General features: G+C 73.4%; 17 protein-coding genes and 2 tRNA genes. 10 read left to right on the top strand and 9 right to left on the bottom strand.

Annotation, left to right across the window (positions count from 1 at the left end):
- Positions 1–79: 79 nt before the first annotated feature.
- Positions 80–853, top strand: coding sequence for a CPBP family intramembrane glutamic endopeptidase (locus GA0070213_RS10870; protein WP_091061590.1), 774 nt, complete (start codon positions 80–82; stop codon positions 851–853).
- On the opposite strand, the gene GA0070213_RS32165 is transcribed toward GA0070213_RS10870, so the two are convergent.
- Positions 814–2556: a hypothetical protein gene (locus GA0070213_RS32165; protein WP_245716348.1), complete on the bottom strand. Its 1743-nt coding sequence runs from the start codon at positions 2554–2556 to the stop codon at positions 814–816. The two genes, GA0070213_RS10870 and GA0070213_RS32165, sit on opposite strands and share 40 nt — an antisense overlap.
- 135 nt (positions 2557–2691) lie before the next feature.
- Here GA0070213_RS32165 and GA0070213_RS10860 point away from each other — a divergent pair.
- From GA0070213_RS10860 to GA0070213_RS31070, 3 genes are all read left to right on the top strand, one after another.
- Positions 2692–2782, top strand: a tRNA-Ser gene (locus GA0070213_RS10860).
- A 36-nt stretch (positions 2783–2818) separates the two neighbouring features.
- A tRNA-Arg gene (locus GA0070213_RS10855) sits at positions 2819–2894 on the top strand.
- Positions 2895–3066: 172 nt separating this feature from the next.
- Complete coding sequence (locus GA0070213_RS31070; RefSeq protein ID WP_139128658.1) at positions 3067–3216, top strand: lasso RiPP family leader peptide-containing protein; 150 nt, start codon at positions 3067–3069, stop codon at positions 3214–3216.
- 109 nt (positions 3217–3325) lie between these two features.
- On the opposite strand, the gene GA0070213_RS10850 is transcribed toward GA0070213_RS31070, so the two are convergent.
- Both GA0070213_RS10850 and GA0070213_RS10845 read right to left on the bottom strand, forming a co-directional pair.
- Positions 3326–4183 (bottom strand): hypothetical protein, encoded by an 858-nt coding sequence (locus GA0070213_RS10850; protein WP_091061588.1) that lies wholly within the window; start codon positions 4181–4183, stop codon positions 3326–3328.
- Positions 4184–4401: 218 nt separating this feature from the next.
- Complete coding sequence (locus tag GA0070213_RS10845) at positions 4402–5886, bottom strand: tannase/feruloyl esterase family alpha/beta hydrolase (protein ID WP_091061585.1); 1485 nt, start codon at positions 5884–5886, stop codon at positions 4402–4404.
- Positions 5887–6231: 345 nt separating this feature from the next.
- Here GA0070213_RS10845 and GA0070213_RS10840 point away from each other — a divergent pair, with 345 nt between their 5' ends.
- The gene (locus GA0070213_RS10840; RefSeq protein ID WP_245716347.1) at positions 6232–7893 is read left to right on the top strand and encodes a cellulose-binding protein; all 1662 of its coding nucleotides are present in this window, start codon (positions 6232–6234) and stop codon (positions 7891–7893) included.
- 77 nt (positions 7894–7970) lie between these two features.
- Here the strand turns inward: GA0070213_RS10840 and GA0070213_RS10835 are convergent, their stop codons facing one another.
- From GA0070213_RS10835 to GA0070213_RS10820, 4 genes are all read right to left on the bottom strand, one after another.
- Positions 7971–8930, bottom strand: a complete 960-nt coding sequence (locus GA0070213_RS10835; protein ID WP_091061583.1) for a helix-turn-helix transcriptional regulator — start codon at positions 8928–8930, stop codon at positions 7971–7973.
- A 152-nt stretch (positions 8931–9082) separates the two neighbouring features.
- Complete coding sequence (locus GA0070213_RS10830) at positions 9083–10189, bottom strand: sensor histidine kinase (RefSeq protein WP_091061581.1); 1107 nt, start codon at positions 10187–10189, stop codon at positions 9083–9085.
- Positions 10182–10865, bottom strand: a complete 684-nt coding sequence (locus GA0070213_RS10825; protein WP_091062349.1) for a response regulator transcription factor — start codon at positions 10863–10865, stop codon at positions 10182–10184. The genes GA0070213_RS10830 and GA0070213_RS10825 overlap by 8 nt, the downstream gene beginning before the upstream one ends.
- Positions 10866–10870: 5 nt before the next feature.
- Positions 10871–11560: a VanZ family protein gene (locus GA0070213_RS10820; protein ID WP_245716346.1), complete on the bottom strand. Its 690-nt coding sequence runs from the start codon at positions 11558–11560 to the stop codon at positions 10871–10873.
- 276 nt (positions 11561–11836) lie between these two features.
- Here GA0070213_RS10820 and GA0070213_RS10815 point away from each other — a divergent pair, with 276 nt between their 5' ends.
- The 5 genes from GA0070213_RS10815 to GA0070213_RS10795 all read left to right on the top strand — a co-directional run bounded on the left by GA0070213_RS10815 (position 11837) and on the right by GA0070213_RS10795 (position 19126).
- Positions 11837–12820 carry a helix-turn-helix domain-containing protein gene (locus GA0070213_RS10815; RefSeq protein WP_217628607.1) on the top strand — a complete coding sequence of 328 codons (984 nt, stop codon included), beginning with the start codon at positions 11837–11839 and terminating at the stop codon, positions 12818–12820.
- 100 nt (positions 12821–12920) lie between these two features.
- The gene (locus GA0070213_RS10810; protein ID WP_091061577.1) at positions 12921–15191 is read left to right on the top strand and encodes a glycoside hydrolase family 44 protein; all 2271 of its coding nucleotides are present in this window, start codon (positions 12921–12923) and stop codon (positions 15189–15191) included.
- 102 nt (positions 15192–15293) lie between these two features.
- The gene (locus GA0070213_RS10805; protein WP_139128657.1) at positions 15294–16151 is read left to right on the top strand and encodes a hypothetical protein; all 858 of its coding nucleotides are present in this window, start codon (positions 15294–15296) and stop codon (positions 16149–16151) included.
- Positions 16141–17178 (top strand): alpha/beta hydrolase, encoded by a 1038-nt coding sequence (locus GA0070213_RS10800; protein WP_091061574.1) that lies wholly within the window; start codon positions 16141–16143, stop codon positions 17176–17178. Before GA0070213_RS10805 ends, GA0070213_RS10800 begins: the two co-directional genes overlap by 11 nt.
- A 406-nt stretch (positions 17179–17584) precedes the next feature.
- On the top strand, positions 17585–19126 hold the full coding sequence (locus GA0070213_RS10795) for a non-reducing end alpha-L-arabinofuranosidase family hydrolase (protein WP_091061572.1): 1542 nt from the start codon (positions 17585–17587) through the stop codon (positions 19124–19126).
- Positions 19127–19180: 54 nt separating this feature from the next.
- Here GA0070213_RS10795 and GA0070213_RS10790 read toward each other — a convergent pair whose 3' ends face one another.
- Complete coding sequence (locus tag GA0070213_RS10790) at positions 19181–20239, bottom strand: ABC transporter ATP-binding protein (protein WP_091061570.1); 1059 nt, start codon at positions 20237–20239, stop codon at positions 19181–19183.
- Positions 20236–21087, bottom strand: a complete 852-nt coding sequence (locus GA0070213_RS10785; protein WP_091061568.1) for an ABC transporter permease — start codon at positions 21085–21087, stop codon at positions 20236–20238. Before GA0070213_RS10785 ends, GA0070213_RS10790 begins: the two co-directional genes overlap by 4 nt.
- Positions 21088–21093 lie beyond the last annotated feature (6 nt).

Here is a 21093-nt window from a genome sequence, read left to right as displayed (position 1 = left end):
AATGTCCACGGAGCGTGTCCACCGGTCGCACACAATGTGCGACCGGCTCATCCGCCGTCGGAAGTGGTTTCATGGTCCGGTGACGGTCGACGAGCTGGCCCGCCCGGTCTCCCGCCGGGTGCTGGGCACCGAGACGCTGCTGGTGCTCGGTCTCTCCCTCGGCCAGTCGGCCGTGTACGCGCTGGTCTCGCTGATCGCCAAGCTGACCGCGTCGGGCGGGTTGTCCAAGCAGACGGCCGCGCTGAACACGTCCACCTCGGCCCGGCCGTACCTCGACCTCACCTACCAGCTGCTCGGGATCGTCTTCGCGCTGCTGCCGGTGCTGCTCGCCGTACACCTGCTGGCGCGCGACCCCGGCGACCCGACGCGGACGCTCGGCGTCGACCTCACCCGGCCCGGCTCGGACCTGGCCCGCGGCGCCGGCCTGGCCGCGCTCATCGGCCTGCCGGGGCTGGCGCTGTTCTGGGTGGCCGCCCAGCTCGGCGTGAACGCCACGCTGGTCCCGGCCGCCCTGCCGGACCTCTGGTGGGCGGTGCCGGTGCTGATCCTCGCCGCCGTGCAGAACGCGGTGCTGGAGGAGGTGATCGTGGTCGGCTACCTGGTCACCCGGCTGCGGCAGCTCAACTGGCGACTCGGCGCGGTGCTCGCGACCAGCGCCGTGCTGCGCGGCTCCTACCACCTCTACCAGGGCTTCGGCGCGTTCGTCGGCAACGCCGTGATGAGCGTGATCTTCGGGCTGGTCTACCTGCGCACCCGCCGGGTGGCCCCGCTGATCGTCGCGCACACGCTGCTCGACGTGGTCGCCTTCGTCGGCTACGCGCTGCTGCCGAGGTCCTGGTTCGGCTGGCTCTGACCCGCGCGCCGATACCGGCCCACCGCCCGGGCGGCGACCCGCCCGGCGGCAGCCGTCCCGCCGGTCACTGCGGCCAGCACCGCCGCACCCGGCAGTAGCCGTGCCGCCAGCCGCAACCCGAGCCAGCCGCCCGCCTGCGCGGCCACCGGTGTGGCCAGCCGCCAGGCCGCCTCGGCCGCCCGACCCCACGGTACGTCCGCCGGCTCGCCGGCCGCCCCGGCCGCCGCCAACGCCGCCCGCGCGGCACCCTCGTCCGGATGCACCGAGGTCAGCACCAGCAACTCCGCCGCCCGCTCCGGATCCGCCGGGTCGTGGCCGTAGGCGGCGGCCACGTGCAGCACCAGGTTCGCCTGCGTCCAGAGCACCGCCGCCAGCTCGGCCGCCGGCGCGAACAGCCCGGCCCCCGCCGCGAGCGCGCCGCCCGTGCCGGCCATCCGGACGAACCGCCGGGTCGCCAACCGCGCCACCCCGTCGGCGTCCGCCTGCGGGTAGGCGTCGCGGACCTGCTCCACCCAGTGCCGGGCCCGTGGCCCGAGCGCGTCCACCGCGGCCAGGGCCAGCAGCTCCGGCGCGAAGCCCGGGTGGTCGCGCAGGCGCGGCCCCACCGCCCGCCAGCCCGCCACCGGGGTACGCGCCACCGCCGCTCCCGTCAGCTCGACGCCGGCCTGCTCGTGCCCGGCCTGCTCGTGTCCGGCCTGCTCGTGTCCGGCCTGCTCGTGTCCGGCCTGCTCGTGTCCGGCCTGCTCGTGTCCGGCCTGCTTGTGCCCGGTCTGCTCCTGGTCGGGCTGCGTCCGTGCCGGCTGCTCGTGCTCGGGGGTGGTGGTGGCGCGGCTCGTCGCGGCGGGTCGGATCGTCGGCTGGTCGCCGACCGTCTCGACCGACGTGGGTTCGACGGGAGCCCGCCTGGGCGTGCGCTTCGCCGGGCTGGTCTTCGCCGCCGGGGCGGCCTTGGTGCTCCGGCGGGCCCGCGGCGCCCGGGGGGCTGCGCCCGCCTCCTCCGCTGCGCCACCCGGCGCGTCCGTCGGGGCCGGGTCCGCCCCGGCCGGTGCGGTGAACTCGGGCGCGACGGCAGTCTCCCGGGGCGCGGCGGGCGCCTTCCGCGCGGCCTTCCTGACCGCCTTCTTCTCGGCGGGGGCGCGGTGCGTCCGCCCCCCGGCGGCCGAGGTATCCGCGGCCGGCGTCGGGGAGGCGGCCACCGTCTCCGCGGCGGGCTTCCGGGGGACCGGTGCGCCCGTGGGCGCGTTCCCGACGGGTGCTCCGCCGGGAGACGTGATCGGCACGGACGCCGGCGTCGAGTCGCCGGGGCTCGGGCGCGGCGCGGTGGTGCCCGCCGCGTCAGCCTGCTCGGCCACCGGCGGCGGCGTGGTGACCGGTCGACCGGGGCCGGTCGGCGACGGCGCGACGACAGGCGTACCGGGATCGTTCGGGGAGGCCTCGGCGGTCGGCGTACCCGGAAGGGGCGCGGCGGCCGGGCGTGGGCGCGGAGCCGACGGGGCGTCGGCGGCCGGCTCGGGCGGCGGCTGGAACAGGACGGTCGGCGCGGCCCGGCGCGCCCGCCTGCGCGGCGGCGTGTCGTCGGTCGCGTCCGTCGGCGGCGGCTCGGGGGCCGGCGGCGGGCTGAAGGTCGGTCGGGGGGAGCGGCTCCGCCGGGCCTTGGCGGCGGGCTCGCGACGGGGGGGATCGCTCGGCGGCTGCTCCTGCATATCGATGGAGCGTAGTCGGGGACGTGACCTGGCACACGGCGACGACACGGCGACCCGGCGGGTGCCAGGTAGTCGCTTTGCCCCCGGCGGGTGTGGACCTGTATCCTCGGGCGCGGTGGCCTCACGGGTCACCGGGGAGACTTCGCCTAGTCTGGTCTATGGCGCCGCACTGCTAATGCGGTTGGGGTTTTAAAGCCCCTCCCGGGTTCGAATCCCGGAGTCTCCGCGCGAAAGCCGGTTGTGTAGACTGGCCGAGCAGCAAGCGCCCGTAGCTCAATGGATAGAGCATCTGACTACGGATCAGAAGGTTAGGGGTTCGAGTCCCTTCGGGCGCACCACGGCACAGAGGGCCTGATCCGCAGGAATGCGGGCCGGGCCCTTTCTGCTGTCCGGCTCCTGTGGACGGTGGGTGGCGCGCCGCCGCGCGACACCCCGCCGACTCGCCCGTCACGAAACAGACTAGTTCCCTATATTCTCACTTAGAGCACGTAAGCGGCGAGAGGGCCTAAAATGAGAGAAAATCGGAGAAGTGCCGCGCCGGTCGAGGACGAATACCAGCCGCCGAGGCTCCGGCAGCTCGGCACCCTGCCCGAGTTGACCAGGCGCGCCGCCGGCACCCAGCCGGAGCCCAGCGGGCTGCCCGGCAAATCCTCCGGCTGACCGGTCACCGGCCGATGACCGTCGAGGTGCGGGCGGCCACCCACGGGTTCGACGGCCGTACCGCCTTCGCCGATCCCGCCGGGGACGGCCCCGGCCGAGCAGCTCTGGCTCACCGCCCACCCGTTGTCGACCCCGCCGGCACCGCCCGGCCGGTCGCGTCCCGCAGCAGCCGGAGGACCGCCGGCATCGCCCGCCAGTCACGCGGGCGGACCACCTCCCACGCCGGCAGGGTCGCCAAGCTGAACAGCACCGCCGGATCCGAGGGCAGCTCCGGCCACGCGCGGCGCGCGGCGAGCCGGCCGAGCAGGTCGGTCGCCGGCACCGGGCGCAGCGCCGGTTCGTCCCCCCAGCGCAGGAAACACCAGCCGCCGACCGGCAGCCGGTCGGGGACCGGGGGCAGCGCGACCCGCAGCCGGGTGCCGTAGCGGACCGGAACGGTGGCGAGGTCGCTGCCGGGCACCGGCTCGCGCAGGTCCAGGCAACGCGGCCCGGCGTAGCCGTACCGGCCGTCGGTGACGAGCACGTCGTCGGAGAGCACCGGGATGCCGTCGGCCGCCAGCGCCGCGAGCAGGCTGCTCTTGCCGGCGGTACGCACCCCGAGCACCGCCCACACCCGACCGTCGGCGGCGAACGAGCCCGCGTGGAAGCTCTCCCGCCCCGCCCACCGGTTGACGACGGTGGCCGCCGCCGTCAGGTAGGGGTGCGGCAGCAGGTCGGGCGTCGGCGGCGACCCGTGCAGGGTGGCGGCGCCCGCCCGCCGGTCCAGGCTCAGCACCCGGCCGTCGGCGAGCGACCGGACACACCGCCACTCGTCCGGCCCGCCGGTCGGTGCCGGCGGGTGCGTGCTGTCGTCGTACCGGAAGCGCACGAGCGGATGGTCGGCGGCCGGATCGGCCAAGGGCAGCTCGGCCACCGGGCCGAGGCTGCGGATCCGCAGCCCGTAGCCGTACCGGTCGGTGTCCCGCATCTCGTGACTCCGGGCGAGGATCGGTGGAATGGTCAGCGGCGGCGCAGCGTGCCGCCGTCCCCGTTCAACGAGCGGATCCGCGACGCGGATGCGTGCTTCCCGCCGTCCGTGCCCGGAGCCGTGGCGGCCGAGCGGCCGGTCGCCGGCGTGACCGGGGGAATGATCACCCCGAGCCCGACAATCACCCAGGCCAACCCTGGACCGAAGATCCCGTCCCGCTAGTCCCCGATGTAGTGGTAGTTCGCGTTCAGGCTGCCCGGTGCGGCCGGCGGCGGTGACAGCGCGTCCGACGGGTCGACGGTGAGATAGCGCACCAGTTCGGGCGGGTCGGTGGCGGTGATGGTGGGCACGTCGATCGCGTCGGGCGTCTCGCCCCGCTCCACCCAGGCCATCAGCGGCGTCAGGAACTCGGGTACGCCGATCTCGCTCGGCCGGTCCACCTCCGGCCCGAACAGGCAGTGGTAGCCGCCGGGGATCAGGTAGAGCCGGGAGAACCGCTGGCTCGCCGCGAACCCGCCCGCGTGCCGCTCGACCGCGGCGTACCAGTCCAGGGTGGAGAACGGCGAGATCTGCGCGTCGGCCCAGCCGTGGAAGACGATCAGCTTGCCGCCGTGCGCGCGGAACGCGGACAGGTCGGGTGACGTCGCGTTGTAGATGGCGTCGCCGAGGATCTGGAGCCGGTCGAAGGTGGCCTCGGTGAAGGTGACGTCGTCCAGGGTGAAGTCGGCCGGCGGGTTCCTCGGGTAGGCCAGGTTCGTGAAGTACGCCAGCCCGATCCTCGCCGCGAACGGGTCCGGCCCGACGAACCAGCCGTTCCAGCTCAGTTCCGACCCGTACGCGAAGCCGCCGTTGTAGAGGTTGCGGCCCCGCGCGTCGGACGGCCCGCGATAGGCCGCCACCGCGACCGCGACCTGGGCCCTGGTCAGGCAGTCGGGCCGGTCGACGCCCGCGCACTGGATGGACGAGGGCTGGAAGCCGCAGGTCCGGGGGTCCTCGATCAGCTCGCCGCAGGCCCGCTGGACGGCGGCGTGCAGCACCGGCAGCTTCGCCGGCGGAAGGATGTCACCCTTGTTCTTCTGCGCCAGCCAGGCGTTGGACAGGGCGAGTGGCGCCAGATTGTGCGCGGGCGCGCCGGCCAGGATGCCGTCGAAGTCGGCCGGGAAGCGTTCGGCGAGGTTCAGCCCCTGCCGGCCGCCGGTGGAGCAACCGTCGAAGTACCGGTAGGTCGGTCCGCGACCGTAGAACGCCCTCGTCACGACGTCGACGACCACCTTGAGCTTGTGTTCCGAGGTCAGCCCGAAGTCGACCCGGGCGGCGGGGTCGTCCGCCCCCCAGTTGCCGTCGCCGGGATCGGTGCCGGTGTGCCCGCTGTCGGACGCGGCCAGCACGACCCGCTTGTCGACCGCCGGTGCGCACCGGAAACCGAACAGCGGCAGAGTCAGTTCGGGCACGGCGCCGCACAGGCCGCTGCAGCCCTGCTGGACGTACTGCCCGGTCCAGTTCCGCAGCGGCAGCCTGATCTCGTACCGCTCGTGCGGCGGCAGCGTGCCCCTGACGTCGCAGTAGTCGGCGCCCGCCACCGCGGACTCGACAGCGGGCAGGCGGGTCAGTGCGGCGCATCCGCCGGGCGCGGCCTGGGCGGCCGGCGCCGGCAGGGCCATGATCGGTACGGCGACCAGCACGGCCGTCAATGTTCGCCTCATGCCTGCCGACGCTACGGATGCCCCGCGCCCGGCGGATCCCGCCACGGAACGGCTTCCGCCTCGGTCTGCCGACGGAGCCGCCGTCGGAGCCGCCGTCGGAGCCGCCGACGGAGCCGCCGACGGAGCCGTCGTCGGTGAGAAGGGGCCCCTTCTCTACCGGAGGCGTTAAGAAGGGGCCCCGCCTTGCACCCGGCGCGGCGCGGGCGGCGCCTGCAACAAACCTGCACATCCAATCCCTTGCCTCGCCGGTAAGCGCTTTCTTAGCCTGTGTTTCATCGATGTTTCGATCCCTGGCCGGGCTGAACGTGCGCACCCGAAACCCTGTCCTACTCCTGAGGAGTAACTGTGCGAATCGACGTGCGACGCAAGTTTCTCGCCGGCGGGACCGCCGTGGCGGCGGTGACCGCGGTCGTCGCGGCGCTGCCGGTGACGCAGGCGTCCGGCGCATTCGGCAAGCCCGCAGATCAATCGGTCAACGTCAATGCAACGAACCTCAGTATCGGTGCCGGCGCTGACGGTTCCAGCAAGGCCGGCGGCACCAGCTACGGCAATGTGGCCGACGGCGACATGGGCACCTGGTGGTCGCCGGCCGGCTCGACCGGCCGCATCTCGATCAAGTGGGGCGCCGCCACCACGGTGGCCTCGATCGCCATCCGGGAGGCGGCCGGCGCGGTCGGCGCCATCGGTTCCTGGCGGGTGGTCAACAACGACACCGGCGCCACGCTGGCCACCGGCACCGGCGCGGGGGTCATCACCTTCGCCGCCACCTCGCTGAAGAAGATCAACTTCGAGATCACCAGCTCGACCGGCACCCCCAGGGTCGCCGAGTTCGAGACGTACGCCTCGGGTTCGACCACGCCGCCGCCGACCACGCCGCCGCCCACCAGCGGGCCGACCACGCCGCCGCCGACCACGCCCCCACCGTCGAGCGGCACGCTGTACGTCGCGCCGAGCGGCACCGACGGCGCGGCCGGCACGCAGGCGAACCCGACGACGCTCGCCTCGGCGATCACCCGGGTCGCCGCTGGCGGCACCATCTACCTGCGCGGCGGCACCTACCGATACACCCAGACCGTCACCATCGGCCAGGGCGACAACGGCACGTCGAGCGCGCGCAAGAACATCTTCGCCTACCCGGGTGAGACCCCGGTCCTAAACTTCTCGGCGCAGAGCGAGGACCCGGCGAACCGCGGCCTCCAGGTGGGCGGGTCGTGGTGGCACATCCGCGGCATCGTCGTCGAGCGGGCCGGGGACAACGGCATCCTGCTGGCCGGCAACGACAACATCATCGAGCGGGTGGTGACCCGTCACAACCGGGACTCCGGGCTCCAACTCTCCCGGCTGGTCGCCAACGCGCCCCGCGACCAGTGGCCCGCCAACAACCTCATCGTGAGCACCGAGTCGCACGACAACGTCGACTCCGACGGCGAGGACGCCGACGGGTTCGCCCCGAAGCTCACCGTCGGCGCGGGCAACGTCTTCCGCTGGACCGTGTCCCACAACAACATCGACGACGGCTACGACCTCTACACCAAGAGCGACACCGGGGCGATCGGCGCGGTGACCATCGAGTCGTCCCTGGCCTACGACAACGGCACGCTGAGCAACGGCGGCCAGGCCGGCAACGGCGACCGCAACGGGTTCAAGCTCGGCGGCGAGGACATCGGGGTGAACCACGTCGTCCGGGGCAACATCGCCTACCACAACGGCCAGCACGGTTTCACCTACAACCGCAACGTCGGCGCGATGACGGTGTCGAACAACGCCGGCATCGGCAACACCGAGCGGAACTTCAACTTCGACGGCGGCTCCTCGGTGTTCCGGAACAACACCTCGTGCAGCGGCGGCTCGAACGACCGGATCGTCGGCAACTCCGACAGCTCCAACCAGTTCTTCTCCGGCAGCAACGGGTCCCGGTGCGCCCAGTACTCCGGCGCCCTCGGCTGGTCCTTCGCCTCCGACGGTCGCCTCGTGGTGACCTTCGGCGGCCGGGTGGTCACGCCGTAACGAGCGGGCGGCGCCGGTGTCACCGCGACGGTGACGCCGGCGTCCGCCGGCCGCGGACCGGGTACGCGCTCAGGCGTTCACGGCGCCCGGTCGTGCGGGGACTCGGTGGGTGGCACGCCGTAGCGTCGCCGGTAGGCGGCGACGAACCGGTCGGTGCCGGTCCACCCCCAGCGTCGGGCGACCTCGGCGACGGTGACACCGTCGGCCCGCTCCGCTCGGCGCAGTTCCTGATCGGCGCGCTCGAGTCGCGTCCACCGCAGGTAGGCGGTCGGGGTCGTGTCGAGATGCCGGCGGAACGCCAGCCGCACAGCGCGGATGGTCACGCGGGCCGCGGCGGCGATCTCGGCGACGGTGATGTCCCGGTGCCCGTTCCCCTCGATGAAGGTGATCGCGCGACGCAGCATCTGAGGGTGGGCGTCGTGGCGGTCCTCGATCGTGGGGTCGCTGAGGGTGTTGTTCGGGAAGACGGTCAATGCGGTGGCGACCAGCAGCCGGGCGATGCTCCCGGCCAGCAGCGGCTGCCCGGTCACCCCGATCTCGACCGCCTCGCGGGCGTACGTGTAGACGGTGTCCCAGGTCTGGGCGGCGTCCATGGAGGCGGGCTGGTGGCTGGTGAACCGGACGGCTTCGGAACGACGGCCGGGTGCGGTCTCCGCGACGCCGATGAGGAGCGCCGGGTCCAGGACCGCCGTGTGGAATTCGGCTTCCGCGCAGGTGGCGGTGAAGCCGCGATCCGGCTGAATCGGGATGAACGCGTCGCCGGTGCCATAGGTGGTCTCCTCGTCACCGGCCGGGTGGTAGGCCAGCCGACCAGTGTCGAGCCGGCAGATGACCAGCGCACCGATCGCGTCGGCCCGCACATGGAAGTGGAGGCCGAAGGTGATCCGGTCGAGCCGCGCCGACGGAGGGATCGCGACGGCCTCCAGCCGCAAGCTGTGGAAGGAGTCGGCGGCATCGATGCGGGCGTCCCCGCCGTAGTTGTCGGAGAGGATCTGTTCGGCGAACTCGACATCCGTCGTCTCGAAGACCTGGGCCATGCATGCTCCTCGGGTGCACCCAGCATGGGGCGCTTAGTCACGACGGCGCGTCTGTCTCCCCCGTCGCTACCGATCACCAGTCTGTGGCACCCGGGAGATGCCACTGAGCAGGCACGTTCCGTCGGCGTGGCGGCATCCGGCCGCACGAGGCGTCAGGACGGGCCGGGCAGCCGCACCGTGACGGCGAGCCCGCCGTCCGGGCCGGGGGCCAGGTCGAGTGTTCCGTGGTGGGCGTGGACGACGCTCCGCACGATGGCCAGGCCGAGGCCGGCCCCGGCGTGTCCGTCGGCGCGTACCCGTTCCGTGCCGCGCCGGAACGGCTCGGTGAGCGTCGGCACCAGGTCCGGTGGGAGCGTCGGTCCGGTGTTCGCCACCCGCAGCACGCTCGTGCCACCGGACGTCGCGGTGTGGACCGTGACCGCGCCGCCGTCGGGGAGGTTGTGGACGACGGCGTTCTGGACGAGGTTCGTCACCATCCGCAGCAGCAGCTCGGCGGAGCCGCCGGTCGGGGCCGCGTCGCCGGTGACGTCAAGCGTGACGCCTCGCTGTTCGGCGACCGGGAGCAGCGTCTCGGCGGCCTCCTCCGCGAGGAGCGAGAGGTCGACCCGCTCGCGGGTCACCACCCCGCGATCGCCGCGGCCGAGCAGCAACAGCGCCTCGGTGAGGTCGATCGCCCGCCGGTTGACCTCGTGCAGGCGCTCGACGAGTTCGTCCCGACCCCGCGCCGGGTCGTCGCGCGCCACGTCGAGCAGCGCCCGCGAGATCGCCAGCGGGGTACGCAGCTCGTGCGAGGCGTTCGCGGCGAACCGCTGCTGCTCGGCGACGTGCGACTCGAGTTGGTCGAGCATCGTGTCGAACGCGTCGGAGAGTTCCCGGAACTCGTCCCGTCGACCCGGCATCCGGATCCGGCGCGACAACGACCCGGTCCCGGCCGTTCGGGCCGCCTCGGTGATCCGGGTCAGCGGCGCGAGCATCCGGCCGGCGAGGATCCACCCGCCGAGCAGGCCGAACGCCAGCAGGAACGCCAGCGTCTCGGCCGCTCTCGGCGCGAAGACGCGCAGCAGGTTGGACCGGACGGGGAAGACGCCCGGGGTGAGCGTGTCGGCGGAGCCGGGGACGATGAGCATGGCCCGGTCCGGGACGTAGCGCAGGAGGAACACCCACACCGCGGTGAGCAGCAGGGTGCCGGCCAGCACGAGGAACCCGGCGTAGCTGAGGGTGAGCTTGGCGCGCACGCTCAACCCCGGCCGCCTAGCCACGCTCGTCCCCGGTCGCCGGTGCCTCGATGCGGTAGCCGACCCCGGGCACGGTGGTGATCACCCACGGTTCGCCGAGCCGTTTGCGCAACGCGGAGACGGTGATGCGCACCGCGTTGGTGAACGGGTCCGCGTGGGCGTCCCAGGCCCGTTCCAGCAGTTCCTCGGCGCTGACCACGCCGCCCTCCGCGGCGACCAGGACCTCCAGCACGGCGAACTGCTTGCGGGTGAGCGCGACGTGGCGCCCGTCGCGGAACACCTCCCGGCGGAAGGGGTCGAGCCGCAGGCCCGCGATCCGGCGTACCGGAGGCCGGGCGTGCCCGCGCCGGCGGTCCAGCGCCCGCAGGCGCAGGACGAGTTCGCGCAGCTCGAACGGCTTGGTGAGATAGTCGTCGGCGCCCAGCTCGAACCCGGAGGCCTTGTCGTCGATCCGGTCGGCGGCGGTGAGCATGAGGATCGGCATGCCGCTGCCGGAGGCGACGATGTGCCGGGCGACCTCGTCGCCGGAGGGGCCGGGGATGTCCCGGTCGAGCACCGCCAGGTCGTACGCGTTGACGCCGAGCAGTTCCAGGGCGGAGTCGCCGTCGCCGGCGATGTCGGCCGCGATCGCCTCCCGCCGCAGCCCGTCCCGGACCGCCTCGGCCAGGTAGGGCTCGTCCTCCACGATGAGTACGCGCATGTGACTCAGTCTGCCCGGGCCGGCACCGGTCGAGGCCGATCCGTTGCCGGCGTCGAGGTCCGCCACCAGCGACGTGAGGCCAACCCGAACAGCGCGGCGCCGACCGCGTTGACCAGCACGTCGTCCACGGACGACACCCGGTCCAGCCGCAGGACGTACTGCGCCGTCTCGATCGCCGCCGAGCAGGCCGCGCCGAGCGCGAGCAGTCGCGGCACGGACGCCGACGCGGCGAACCGCAGCGGCGCGAAGAACCCCAGCGCCGCGAGGACCAGCAGGTTCCCGCCGATCCCGAGCGGCCCCATGGTGACCAGGTCGCGCAGCGGGACCAGGCTCACCCGGCCCGGAACGACACCGGCTCCGGGACCCGGCATCAGCGTCATCCAGACGAACGGCACCGTGCCGTAGACCATCCCCACCTCGGCCAGCGACGACCGCCACGCCCAGCCGGCGCCGGCGGCGCGCCGCCACCGCGCCAGGGCCGTCACCGCGAGCGCGGCCAGCGGCAGCCCGACCAGCGTCATGAGCACGACGCCGTTCTCGGTGTCGAAGCAGCCGTGCCACCGCCCGGCCCGGCAGGCCGGAGCGGCCATCAACAGCGGTCGGCGCACGGCGAGCACCGCGGCGGCCACGCCGAGGACCGCGAGCACGACGAGCGCCGTCCTCGGCGTGCGGCGGGGGCCGCCCCCCTCAGCCACCGGCCCCGCCACCGCCCCAGCCGACGAACCGACGCCGGCTGTCGGATGCCTGCCCATGCTCGTGCTCCTTCCGGTCGACGGTCGTCGCGGTCGCCTCTCCCTCAGCCAAGACGCCGGGACGTTGCGCGGGCGTATGCGTTCTCCGGTACGGGCACGAGATCGTCCGCCGCCGGTGTTTCAGGACACGACGTTCGAGACATTTGCCGTGCGGGGTTCGTTGCCTAGGCTGGACTGCACACGGGGCCCAGCCAGGAGTCACGTCGCCGAGGAGGGCTGATGGCGGGATCCGTGACCGACCCGGCCGGGCCTCCCCCACAGATCCGGTTCGTGTCGTCGGAGCCGGACGAGGCGCGCGAGTTCATCGGCCGGCTGTACGGCGCGCACCTGCGGGTCGGCGACGCGGCGGGCGGCGGCATGTGGGTCGGCTTCGACCGTCTGGAGTTCGGCGACGTCAACCTGAGCGCGGTGCGGATCGCGGCGGACCTCGACTTCCGGATGGAGGGCGGCGACCAGGTGCTCATCAGCACCGTCAAGGCCGGCCGGGTCGACTATGCGCGGGGTCGGGACAGTGCCCGCTACGGGCCCGGCGACACCTACCTCGGCAGTCGTGCGGGGGTGCGGTGGGACGCCCGGCTGCACGGGCCGGACCTCGACGTCGTCGGCCTGCCCGAAGCCCTGTTGGACGAGGTCGCCGGCACCGCGCCGGACGGGCCGGGCGGACGGTGGCGGCCACGATCGTGGGAACCGTCGCCGGGTTGTGCCGGGCAGTGGCACGCCACCGCGCGCTACGTCCGGGAGCTGCTCGAACAGCCGCGTGCCGGGACCGAGCCGCTCATCCTCGGGGCTGCGGTGCGGCTGCTGGCCGCGACCGCGCTCACCATCTTTCCCGGCGACGTGCCGGCGGGGCCGAGCGCCGGGGACCGGCGGGACGCCCACCCGGCCACGCTGCGCCGCGCGATCGCGTTCATCGAGGCCAACCCGGAGGTCGACCTGGGCGTGGCCGACATCGCCCGCGCCGCCGCGGTCACCGTCCGCGCGCTCCGGCTCGCCTTCCGCCGCCATCTCGGCATCACCCCGCTGGCCTACCTGCACCGGGTCCGTCTCGACAAGGCGCGGGAGGACCTGAGTCGGGCCACGTCCGGCGACGACGGGACCGTCACGTCGATCGCGAACCGCTGGGGCTTCGCCGACCCCGTGCGCTTCGCCGAGCGCTACCGCGACGAGTACGGCGAGACACCCGGCCGGACGCTGCGGCGTTGATCCCGTCGACTGCCGACGTGTTGACGCGGCGGGGGAATCGGGGCAGGCTGTGGCAGCGCTCCCAACGGCGAGCTTCGATTTCCTCAGGAAGGAAGAGCTCGTGCGTCCCACCACAGCACTGCTCCCGGTCGTGCTTGCCGCCACCCTCGGCGGCCTGGCCCTGCCGGCGCCCGCCCAGGCCGCGGCCGGTCCGGCGCTGGCCGTCGACGTCACCGCCGGCCGCCACGCGATCAGCCCGTACGTCTACGGCATGAACTTCGCCGACGAGGCCCTCGCCCGGGAGCTGCGGCTGCCGGTGCACCGGTACGGCGGCAACGCCACCACCCGCTACAACTTCCGCAACGACACCACCAACCGGGCCTCGGACTGGTACTTCGAGAACATCCCGAACGACAACCCGGATCCGGCCGGCCTGCCCGACGGCTCGGAGAGTGACCGCTTCGTGCAGCGGAACAAGGCCACCGGCACCGACACGATCATGACGGTGCCGATGATCGGCTGGGTCGCCAAGGACCGGGCCAAGGCGTGCGGCTTCAGCGTCGCCAAGTACGGCCCGCAGGAGTCCACCGACCAGTGGGCGCCGGACTGCGGCAACGGGAAGAAGCCGGACGGCACCCTGATCACCGGCAACGACCCGGAGGACACCAGCGTGGCGGCCGGGCCGGAGTACGTCACCGACTTCGTCACCCACCTGAAGGGCCGGTTCGGCGCCGCCGGTGCCGGCGGGGTCCGGTTCTACAACCTGGACAACGAGCCGGACCTGTGGCACTCCACCCACCGCGACGTCCGCCCGGTCGGGTTGGGCTACGACGAGCTGCGTGACCGCACCTACGAGTACGCCGCGGCGATCAAGGCGGCCGACCCGGGCGCGAAGACGCTCGGCCCGGTCGGCTGGGGCCTTAACTCGATCTTCTACTCCGGGCTGGACCAGGACACCTGCTCACGCACCGGCTGCTGGTCGAACCCGCCGGACAAGGCCGCGCACGGCGGCCAGGACCTCGGCCCGTGGTACCTGGACCGGATGCGCGAGTACGAGCAGCAGCACGGCACCCGGATCCTCGACTACTTCGACGTCCACCTCTACCCGCAGCAGTCCGGCGTCAGCGGGTCGGCCGCGGGGGACGCCACCACCCAGGCACTGCGGCTGCGTTCCACGCGCCAGCTGTGGGACCCGACGTACATCGACGAGAGCTGGATCAACCAGCCGGTCCGGTTCATCCCGCGGATGCGCGAGCTGGCCGACCAGCACTACCCGGACACGAAGATCGCGATGACCGAGTACAGCTGGGGCGGGTACGGCTCGCTCAACGGCGCGCTCGCCCAGGCCGACGTGCTCGGCATCTTCGGGCGGGAAGGGCTCGACCTGGCCAGCCTCTGGACCGCGCCGACCGCCGACCAGCCGGTGGCCGACGCCTTCCGGATCTACCGCAACTACGACGGCGCCGGCGGCGCGTTCGGCGAGACCTCCGTCCGGGCCACCAGCGCCGACCAGGACAAGCTGGCCGTGTACGCGGCCGAACGCACCGCCGACAAGGCGCTGACCCTGGTCGTGGTCAACAAGAGCGGCGACGACCTGACCAGCCCGGTGGCCCTCACCGGCGCCTCCGCCGGCACCGCCCAGGTCTACCGCTACAGCGGGGCCGACCTCACCGGGATCGTCCGGGCGGCCGACCAGCCGGTGACCGCCGGCGGCTTCACCGCCACCTTCCCGGCCAACTCCATCACCCACCTGGTGCTGCCGCGCGGGACCACCCCCGGTGACACGAAGCCGCCGACCGCGCCGGGCAAGCCGACCGCCGGCACGATCACCGCCGACAGCGTCGCGCTGAGCTGGGCGCCGTCCACCGACGACACCGGCGTCACCGGGTACGACGTGCACCGGGTCGACGCCGCCGGCACCGTGAAGGTGGGCAGCGCCACCGGCACCACGTACACGGTGACCGGGTTGACGCCGGACACCCCGTACACCTTCGTGGTGACCGCCCGGGACGCGGCGGGCAACGTCTCGGCGGCCTCGCCCGGGCTGGCGGTGCGGACCGCGCCGGCCGCCTCGACCGGCGGTTGCGCGATCGGCTGGACGGCGAACAGTTGGCCGGGCGGCTTCACCGCGACCGTGACGATCAAGAACACCGGCACCACCGCCGTCGACGGCTGGAAACTCGCCTTCGACTTCCCCACCACCGGCCAGAAGGTCGGTCAGGGCTGGTCGGCCACCTGGAAGCAGAGCGGGGTGGGCGTGACCGCGGAGAGCCTGAGCTGGAACGGCACGCTGGCTCCCGGCGCGTCCACGAGCATCGGCTTCAACGGCACGTGGAGCGGCACCAACCCGGCACCCACCGCGTTCACCCTCAACGGCCGACGCTGCGGCTGACCGCCGCGCGGTCACATCCGTACCGGGCGTCACACCTCGCCTCCGCGGTGCCGCGCGTGGCTACGCTTCTGGTGTGGCCGGGGACGGGGCGACGCGATGGAGATGACCGATCTTCGACTGGTCGTCGCCACCGGGGCGCTGGCCGCCGTCGCGGCGGCCGGCGCGGTGGCGGTGTGGCGGCGCCGACCCCGGCCCGGGGTGCCTCTCCGGGCCGGGGCGGTGCTGCTGGCCGAACTCCTGCTGGTGACCGCGGTGGCCCTGGTCGTCAACCGGGCCGAGGGGTTCTATCCCACCTGGGCGGCCTTGGCGCAGGACGGCACGACCGCGCACCGGCCGCCCGCGACGCCGGGCCGGCTCGACGCGACGATCCGGCGTCTGGCCGCCGATCCGGACCTGCCGATCGCGGTGCCCTGGCGGCCACCCTCCCTGGCGGCGTCTCCGGGAGGCGGCGCGACGGTGGCGGTGCCCGCCGGCTACCTGCGTCATCCCTCGTGGCGCTATCCCGCCGTGCTGGTGCTGTCGTCGCCGGCGGACGGGTGGACGGACGCCCGGATGCTGACCGCAGCCCGGCAGGACGCGCCGACCGCGGTGGTGGTGGCGGTGCGGGCCGCGCCCGACCTGGACCCGGGCGTCCTGGCCACAGGGATGCCCCTGGACCTGCAACGTGACCTGCGGGTCACCGGGCACCGGTGGGGCCTCGTCGCCTCCGATCACGTGCGGCGATCGGCGCGGGACGTCGCCGGGCGCGATCCCGGGCGCTTCCCGGCGCCGGTGATCGCCGCCGGGCCCGGGCCGTCCGGGCTGGCGACCGGCCTGCGCGCGGTGGCCGGGCAACTGCCCGCGCCGCTCGCGGCGCCCGCGCCGGTGCTCGCGCCGTCGGCCGCCGCGCACCAGGTGGGACGACACCGCCCACCGGCCCACGGGCCGGTCTCCGGGATCGGACTCCGGCATGGCCCCTGACAGTCCCACCCTCCTCGGCCTGTGCGCCGTCCTGACCGTGCTCGCGCCCGTGCTGGCGGCCGTGGTCTGGGACCGTGGGGACCGGTGGCTGCGCCTGGCGGGACGGACCGCCGTCGCGGCGCTGTGCCTGGTGACGCTGGTGTCGACGGTGCTCGTCGCGGCGAACCGGCAGGCCGAGACGTACCCGTCCTGGGCGGAACTGCTCGGCACGGCCGGTGAAGCCCCGGCGGTGCCGGTCGGACCGCGCTCGGCGCAGGACCGGTCGCCGGGCCGCTTCACCACCGTCGACGTGGCCGGGACCGCCAGCGGGGTGTCCCGGCCCATGCTCGTCTACGTCCCGGCCGCCTACGACACGAGTCCGGGAACGCGGTTTCCGGTGATCGAGGCGTTCGACGGCTTCCCCGGCTCACCCACCACCTGGGTGCGTGGCCTGGACGTGGCCGGTTACCTCGACTCGGAGATCAGCGCCGGCCGGATGGCGCCCACCGTCGTGCTGTTCCCTCCGCAGACCACCGACCCGGCGCTGGACACGGAGTGCACGGACCTCGCCGACGGCCCGCGGATGGAGACGTTCCTGACCGTGGACGTGCCGGCCGCGGCACGGGCGCACCTGCGGATCCGGGGCGACCGCGCGGGCTGGGGCCTGATCGGCTACTCGGCGGGCGGCTACTGCGCGACGAACCTGCTGCTGCGCCATCCCGACCGCTACCTCGCCGGCGCGAGCCTGTCCGGATACGCCGACCCGGGCATCCGGGTCGGGGACGGCAGCGAGCACACCACCAACGACGACCGCTGGCGGCTGCGTCACCTGCCGTTGCCGCCCGTCGCCCTCTACCTCGCCTGCGCACGCACGGATCTGCCGGCCACCCGGGACACCACGGCCCTGACCGGGCTGTCCCACGCGCCGATCGACCTCACCACCACCTACCTGGCCGTGGGCGGGCACAACCTGCAGACGTGGCGGGCGTTGGAGCCGTCCGCGTTCGACTGGCTGTCCAGCTGGCTCGCCGCTCCCTCGACCCGTTAGGACGCCCGGCGCGGGACGGGCGCGACGACCGGCAGCCGGATGGTGAAGGTGCTGCCCCGGGGATCACCGGGGGTCGGCAGGAAGATGTGTGGCGGTGACGTCGACCAGATGATGGGCAGACATCGATGTTAACGCCATCATCAACCGGCCACCCCGCCACGTGCGGCGCTACCCGCTGGCGAGGGGCCCGCCTGGCGGGTGCGGGACGGGCGACGGTCGATGGTTCGAAAAAGTTACGACTTGACGAACGACATGTTATCGCCCACATTCGATGGTCAAGGGCGAGGCAGGGACTCACCGGGCAGGTCTCTCTCGTCGATATTCCGTGTGCGCACGAGTGCGTGACGTCTTGTGAGCGCTAACAACCGGACGGTCGTCCGTTCGGATTGAACCATCGAGGAGGATCATGTTCGGCTTCGGTAGGTCCCCATCGGTCACCTCGCCGCCGACGCGGCGGCGGGGGTGGCTGCCGCGGGTCGTCGCGACCGGCGTGACGGCGCTGCTGGCCGGCGTCGGCGCCACGGCGGTGCTGTCGTCCCCGGCCGCCGCGGCCACTGTCGACACCAGCGCCTGGTACGTGCTGGTCAACCGCAACAGCGGCAAGGCCCTGGACGTCTACAACCTGGCCACCACCGACGGCGCGCGGATCGTGCAGTGGGCGCGCAACAACGGCAACCAGCAGCAGTGGCAGTTCGTCGACTCGGGCGGCGGCTACTACCGGCTGCGGTCCCGGCTCTCCGGCAAGGTGCTGGACGTCTACAACTTCTCCACCGCCAACGGCGGCAACATCGTCCAGTGGGCCGACGCCAACGGGACCAACCAGCAGTTCCGGCTGGCCGACTCCGACAGCGGCTACGTCCGGCTGATCAACCGGAACAGCAACAAGGTGGTGGAGGTGCAGGGCGCGTCGACCGCCGACGGCGGCAGCATCGTCCAGTACGACGACTGGAACGGCAGCAACCAGCAGTGGCAGCTCGTCCGCGTCGACGGCGGGGGCAACCCCACCACGCCGCCGCCCACCACGCCCCCGCCGGGCGGCACCTGCAACCTGCCCTCGTCCTACCGGTGGTCGTCGACCGGCCCGCTGGCGCAGCCCAAGTCCGGCTGGGCGTCGCTCAAGGACTTCACCGTCGCGCCCTACAACGGCAAGCACCTGGTGTACGCCACCACGCACGACTTCGGCTCGTCCTGGGGCTCGATGAACTTCAGCCCGTTCACCAACTGGTCGGAGATGGCCTCGGCCAGCCAGAACACCATGAACCAGGGCACCGTCGCGCCGACGCTGTTCTACTTCGCCCCGCGCAACATCTGGGTCCTCGCGTACCAGTGGGGCGGCACCGCGTTCTCCTACAAGACCTCGACCGACCCGACCAACCCGAACGGCTGGTCGTCGGCGCAGCCGCTGTTCACCGGCAGCATCTCCGGTTCCGGCACCGGCCCGATCGACCAGACGCTGATCGCCGACAGCCAGAACATGTACCTGTTCTTCGCCGGTGACAACGGCAAGATCTACCGGGCCAGCATGCCGATCGGGAACTTCCCCGGCAGCTTCGGCTCGAACTACACCACCATCATGAGCGACAGCACGAACAACCTCTTCGAGGCTGTGCAGGTCTACAAGCTCCAGGGCCAGACCCGCTACCTCATGATCGTCGAGGCCATCGGCGCCCAGGGCCGCTACTTCCGGTCGTTCACCGCCACCAGCCTCAGCGGCTCGTGGACGCCGAACGCGGCGACCGAGAGCAACCCGTTCGCCGGCAAGGCCAACAGCGGCGCCACCTGGACCAACGACATCAGCCACGGTGAGCTGATCCGCACCAGCGCGGACCAGACCTTCACCGTCGACCCGTGCAACCTGCAACTGCTCTACCAGGGCCGCGCCACCAACTCCGGCGGCGACTACGGCCTGCTGCCCTACCGCCCGGGCCTGCTCACCCTCCAACGCTGACACCCGGCGGATCGGATCGGGGGCCGGTCTCCCCACCTCGGGGAGGCCGGCCCCTCAGGCCGGGTAGGCCCGGGTCTCGGCGGCCTTCACGGCGGCCCACACCGGCCGGCCCGGGGCCAGGTCCAGGTGGCTGGCGGCGGCCGGCGTGACGTCGGCGGCGACCGCGACCGGGCCGTCCAGTTGCACGCGCAGGTTGTCGCCGTGCCGTTGCAGTCCGGCGATGACAGCCGGCCAGGTGTTGCGCGGGCTGCCGTCCGGTCGGCGCGGGTGCAGGGCGACGGCCGAGGGTGGGAACGCGACGAACGCGTCGCCGTGCAGGGGATCGGCGACGGCGAGGGTGAGCCGGTCGTCGACGCGTACGGCGTGGCCGTCGGCGACGCCACGGTAGAGGTTGAGACCGACGAGGCGGGCCACGTAGTCGGTGCGCGGCCGGGCGGTGATGGTGGCGGCGTCACCCTCCTGCACGACCCGACCGTCCTCGACGATGACCAGCCGGTCCGCCAGCACCAGGGCGTCCAGCGGATCGTGGGTGACCAGCAGGGCGGCGCCGGGGTGGGCGTCGAGGTGCCCGTGGAGTTCGGCGCGGGTGTCGAGCCGGGTGCGCGCGTCGAGCGCGGCGAGCGGCTCGTCGAGCAGCAGCAGCACCGGGTCGACGGCCAGGGCCCGGGCGAGCGCGACCCGCTGGGCCTGCCCGCCGGAGAGCTGCCTCGGCCGGCTGCGCGCCTGGACGCCCAGCCCGACCCGGTCCAGCCACTCGGCCGCCCGGCGGCGGGCGCTACGGCGGTCGGCACCGTGCCGCCGCAGACCGAAGGCGACATTGTCCAGCGCGTTCAGGTGCGGAAAGAGCAGGTAGTCCTGGAAGACCACGCCGATCGGCCGATGCTCCGGCGGCGTCCAGTGGCGCTGCCCGGGCCGGTCCACGTCCCGCCCGGCGAGGACCAGATGGCCGGCGGTCAGCGGTTGCAGGCCGGCGAGCGCGCGCAGGGCGGTGGTCTTGCCGGCGCCGTTGGGGCCGAGCAGCGCGACCACCTCACCGGGGGCGACGCACAGCGGCACGTCCAGGCGGAAGGCGCCCCGGTCGACGACCAGGTGGGCATCCACGACCGGGCTCATGCGCTGGTGATCCACTTGTCACGCAGGCCGGCGAGGATGGCCACCGACACGGTCAGCAGGACCAGGCTGAGCACCACCGCGCCGTCCAGGTCGCCGCCCTCGATGGTCTGGTAGACCGCCAGCGGCATGGTCTGGGTGATGCCGGGATAGTTGCCGGCGAAGGTGATCGTGGCGCCGAACTCGCCCAACGCCCGCGCCCAGCACAGCACCGCCCCGGCGGCCACGCCCGGTGCCACCAGGGGCAGGGTGACGTGCGTGAACGTGGTCCAGCGTCCGGCGCCGAGGGTGGCGGCCGCCTCCTCGTAGCGGGCGTCGGCGCCGCGCAGCGCGCCCTCCACCGCGATGACCAGGAACGGCATCGCGACGAACGCCTCCGCGACGACGACCCCGGTGGTGGTGAACGGCAGCGTGAAGCCGAACGTCGAGTCCAGCCACTCGCCGAGCAGCCCCCGGCGTCCGAACACCAGCAGCAGCGCCACCCCGCCGACCACCGGCGGCAGCACCAGCGGGACCGTGACCAGGGCCCGGACCAACCGGCGGCCGGGGAACCGGGCGCGGGCCAGCAACCAGGCCAGGGGTACGCCCAGCAGCAGGCACACGACGGTGGCGGCGGTGGCGGTCTGCAACGACAGCCGTAACGCGGTCAACGCCCCGGGCTCGGTGAGCCGTTGCGGCAGGCTGCTCCACGGTGCCCGGACCACCAGACCGGCCAGTGGCAGCACCAGGAACAGCAGCCCCAGCAGCGCCGGCCCCAGCAGGGCCGCCGGCACCCGTTGCGCCCGACGGCGACGCGGCGACACGCCCGGTTCGGGGCGCGCCGCCGTGTCGTGGGCGTCGGTCGAGGTCATCGCCGG

Origin of the sequence: Micromonospora humi, from assembly GCF_900090105.1 — a bacterium.
GTDB lineage: Bacteria > Actinomycetota > Actinomycetes > Mycobacteriales > Micromonosporaceae > Micromonospora > Micromonospora humi.
The sequence above is the reverse complement of the archived record's forward strand: the minus strand, read 5'-3'. Positions and strand labels throughout refer to the sequence as shown.

Bases quoted from the DNA above. Each gene is read 5' to 3' on its own strand.
- GA0070213_RS10790 (WP_091061570.1), bottom strand. From the start codon at position 20,239: ATGAGCCCGGTCGTGGATGCCCACCTGGTCGTCGACCGGGGCGCCTTC.
- GA0070213_RS31070 (WP_139128658.1), top strand. From the start codon at position 3,067: ATGAGAGAAAATCGGAGAAGTGCCGCGCCGGTCGAGGACGAATACCAG.
- GA0070213_RS10800 (WP_091061574.1), top strand. From the start codon at position 16,141: ATGGCCCCTGACAGTCCCACCCTCCTCGGCCTGTGCGCCGTCCTGACC.
- GA0070213_RS10795 (WP_091061572.1), top strand. From the start codon at position 17,585: ATGTTCGGCTTCGGTAGGTCCCCATCGGTCACCTCGCCGCCGACGCGG.
- GA0070213_RS10835 (WP_091061583.1), bottom strand. From the start codon at position 8,930: ATGGCCCAGGTCTTCGAGACGACGGATGTCGAGTTCGCCGAACAGATC.
- GA0070213_RS32165 (WP_245716348.1), bottom strand. From the start codon at position 2,556: ATGCAGGAGCAGCCGCCGAGCGATCCCCCCCGTCGCGAGCCCGCCGCC.
- GA0070213_RS10850 (WP_091061588.1), bottom strand. From the start codon at position 4,183: ATGCGGGACACCGACCGGTACGGCTACGGGCTGCGGATCCGCAGCCTC.
- GA0070213_RS10785 (WP_091061568.1), bottom strand. From the start codon at position 21,087: ATGACCTCGACCGACGCCCACGACACGGCGGCGCGCCCCGAACCGGGC.
- GA0070213_RS10805 (WP_139128657.1), top strand. From the start codon at position 15,294: ATGACCGATCTTCGACTGGTCGTCGCCACCGGGGCGCTGGCCGCCGTC.
- GA0070213_RS10815 (WP_217628607.1), top strand. From the start codon at position 11,837: ATGGCGGGATCCGTGACCGACCCGGCCGGGCCTCCCCCACAGATCCGG.
- GA0070213_RS10825 (WP_091062349.1), bottom strand. From the start codon at position 10,865: ATGCGCGTACTCATCGTGGAGGACGAGCCCTACCTGGCCGAGGCGGTC.
- GA0070213_RS10845 (WP_091061585.1), bottom strand. From the start codon at position 5,886: ATGAGGCGAACATTGACGGCCGTGCTGGTCGCCGTACCGATCATGGCC.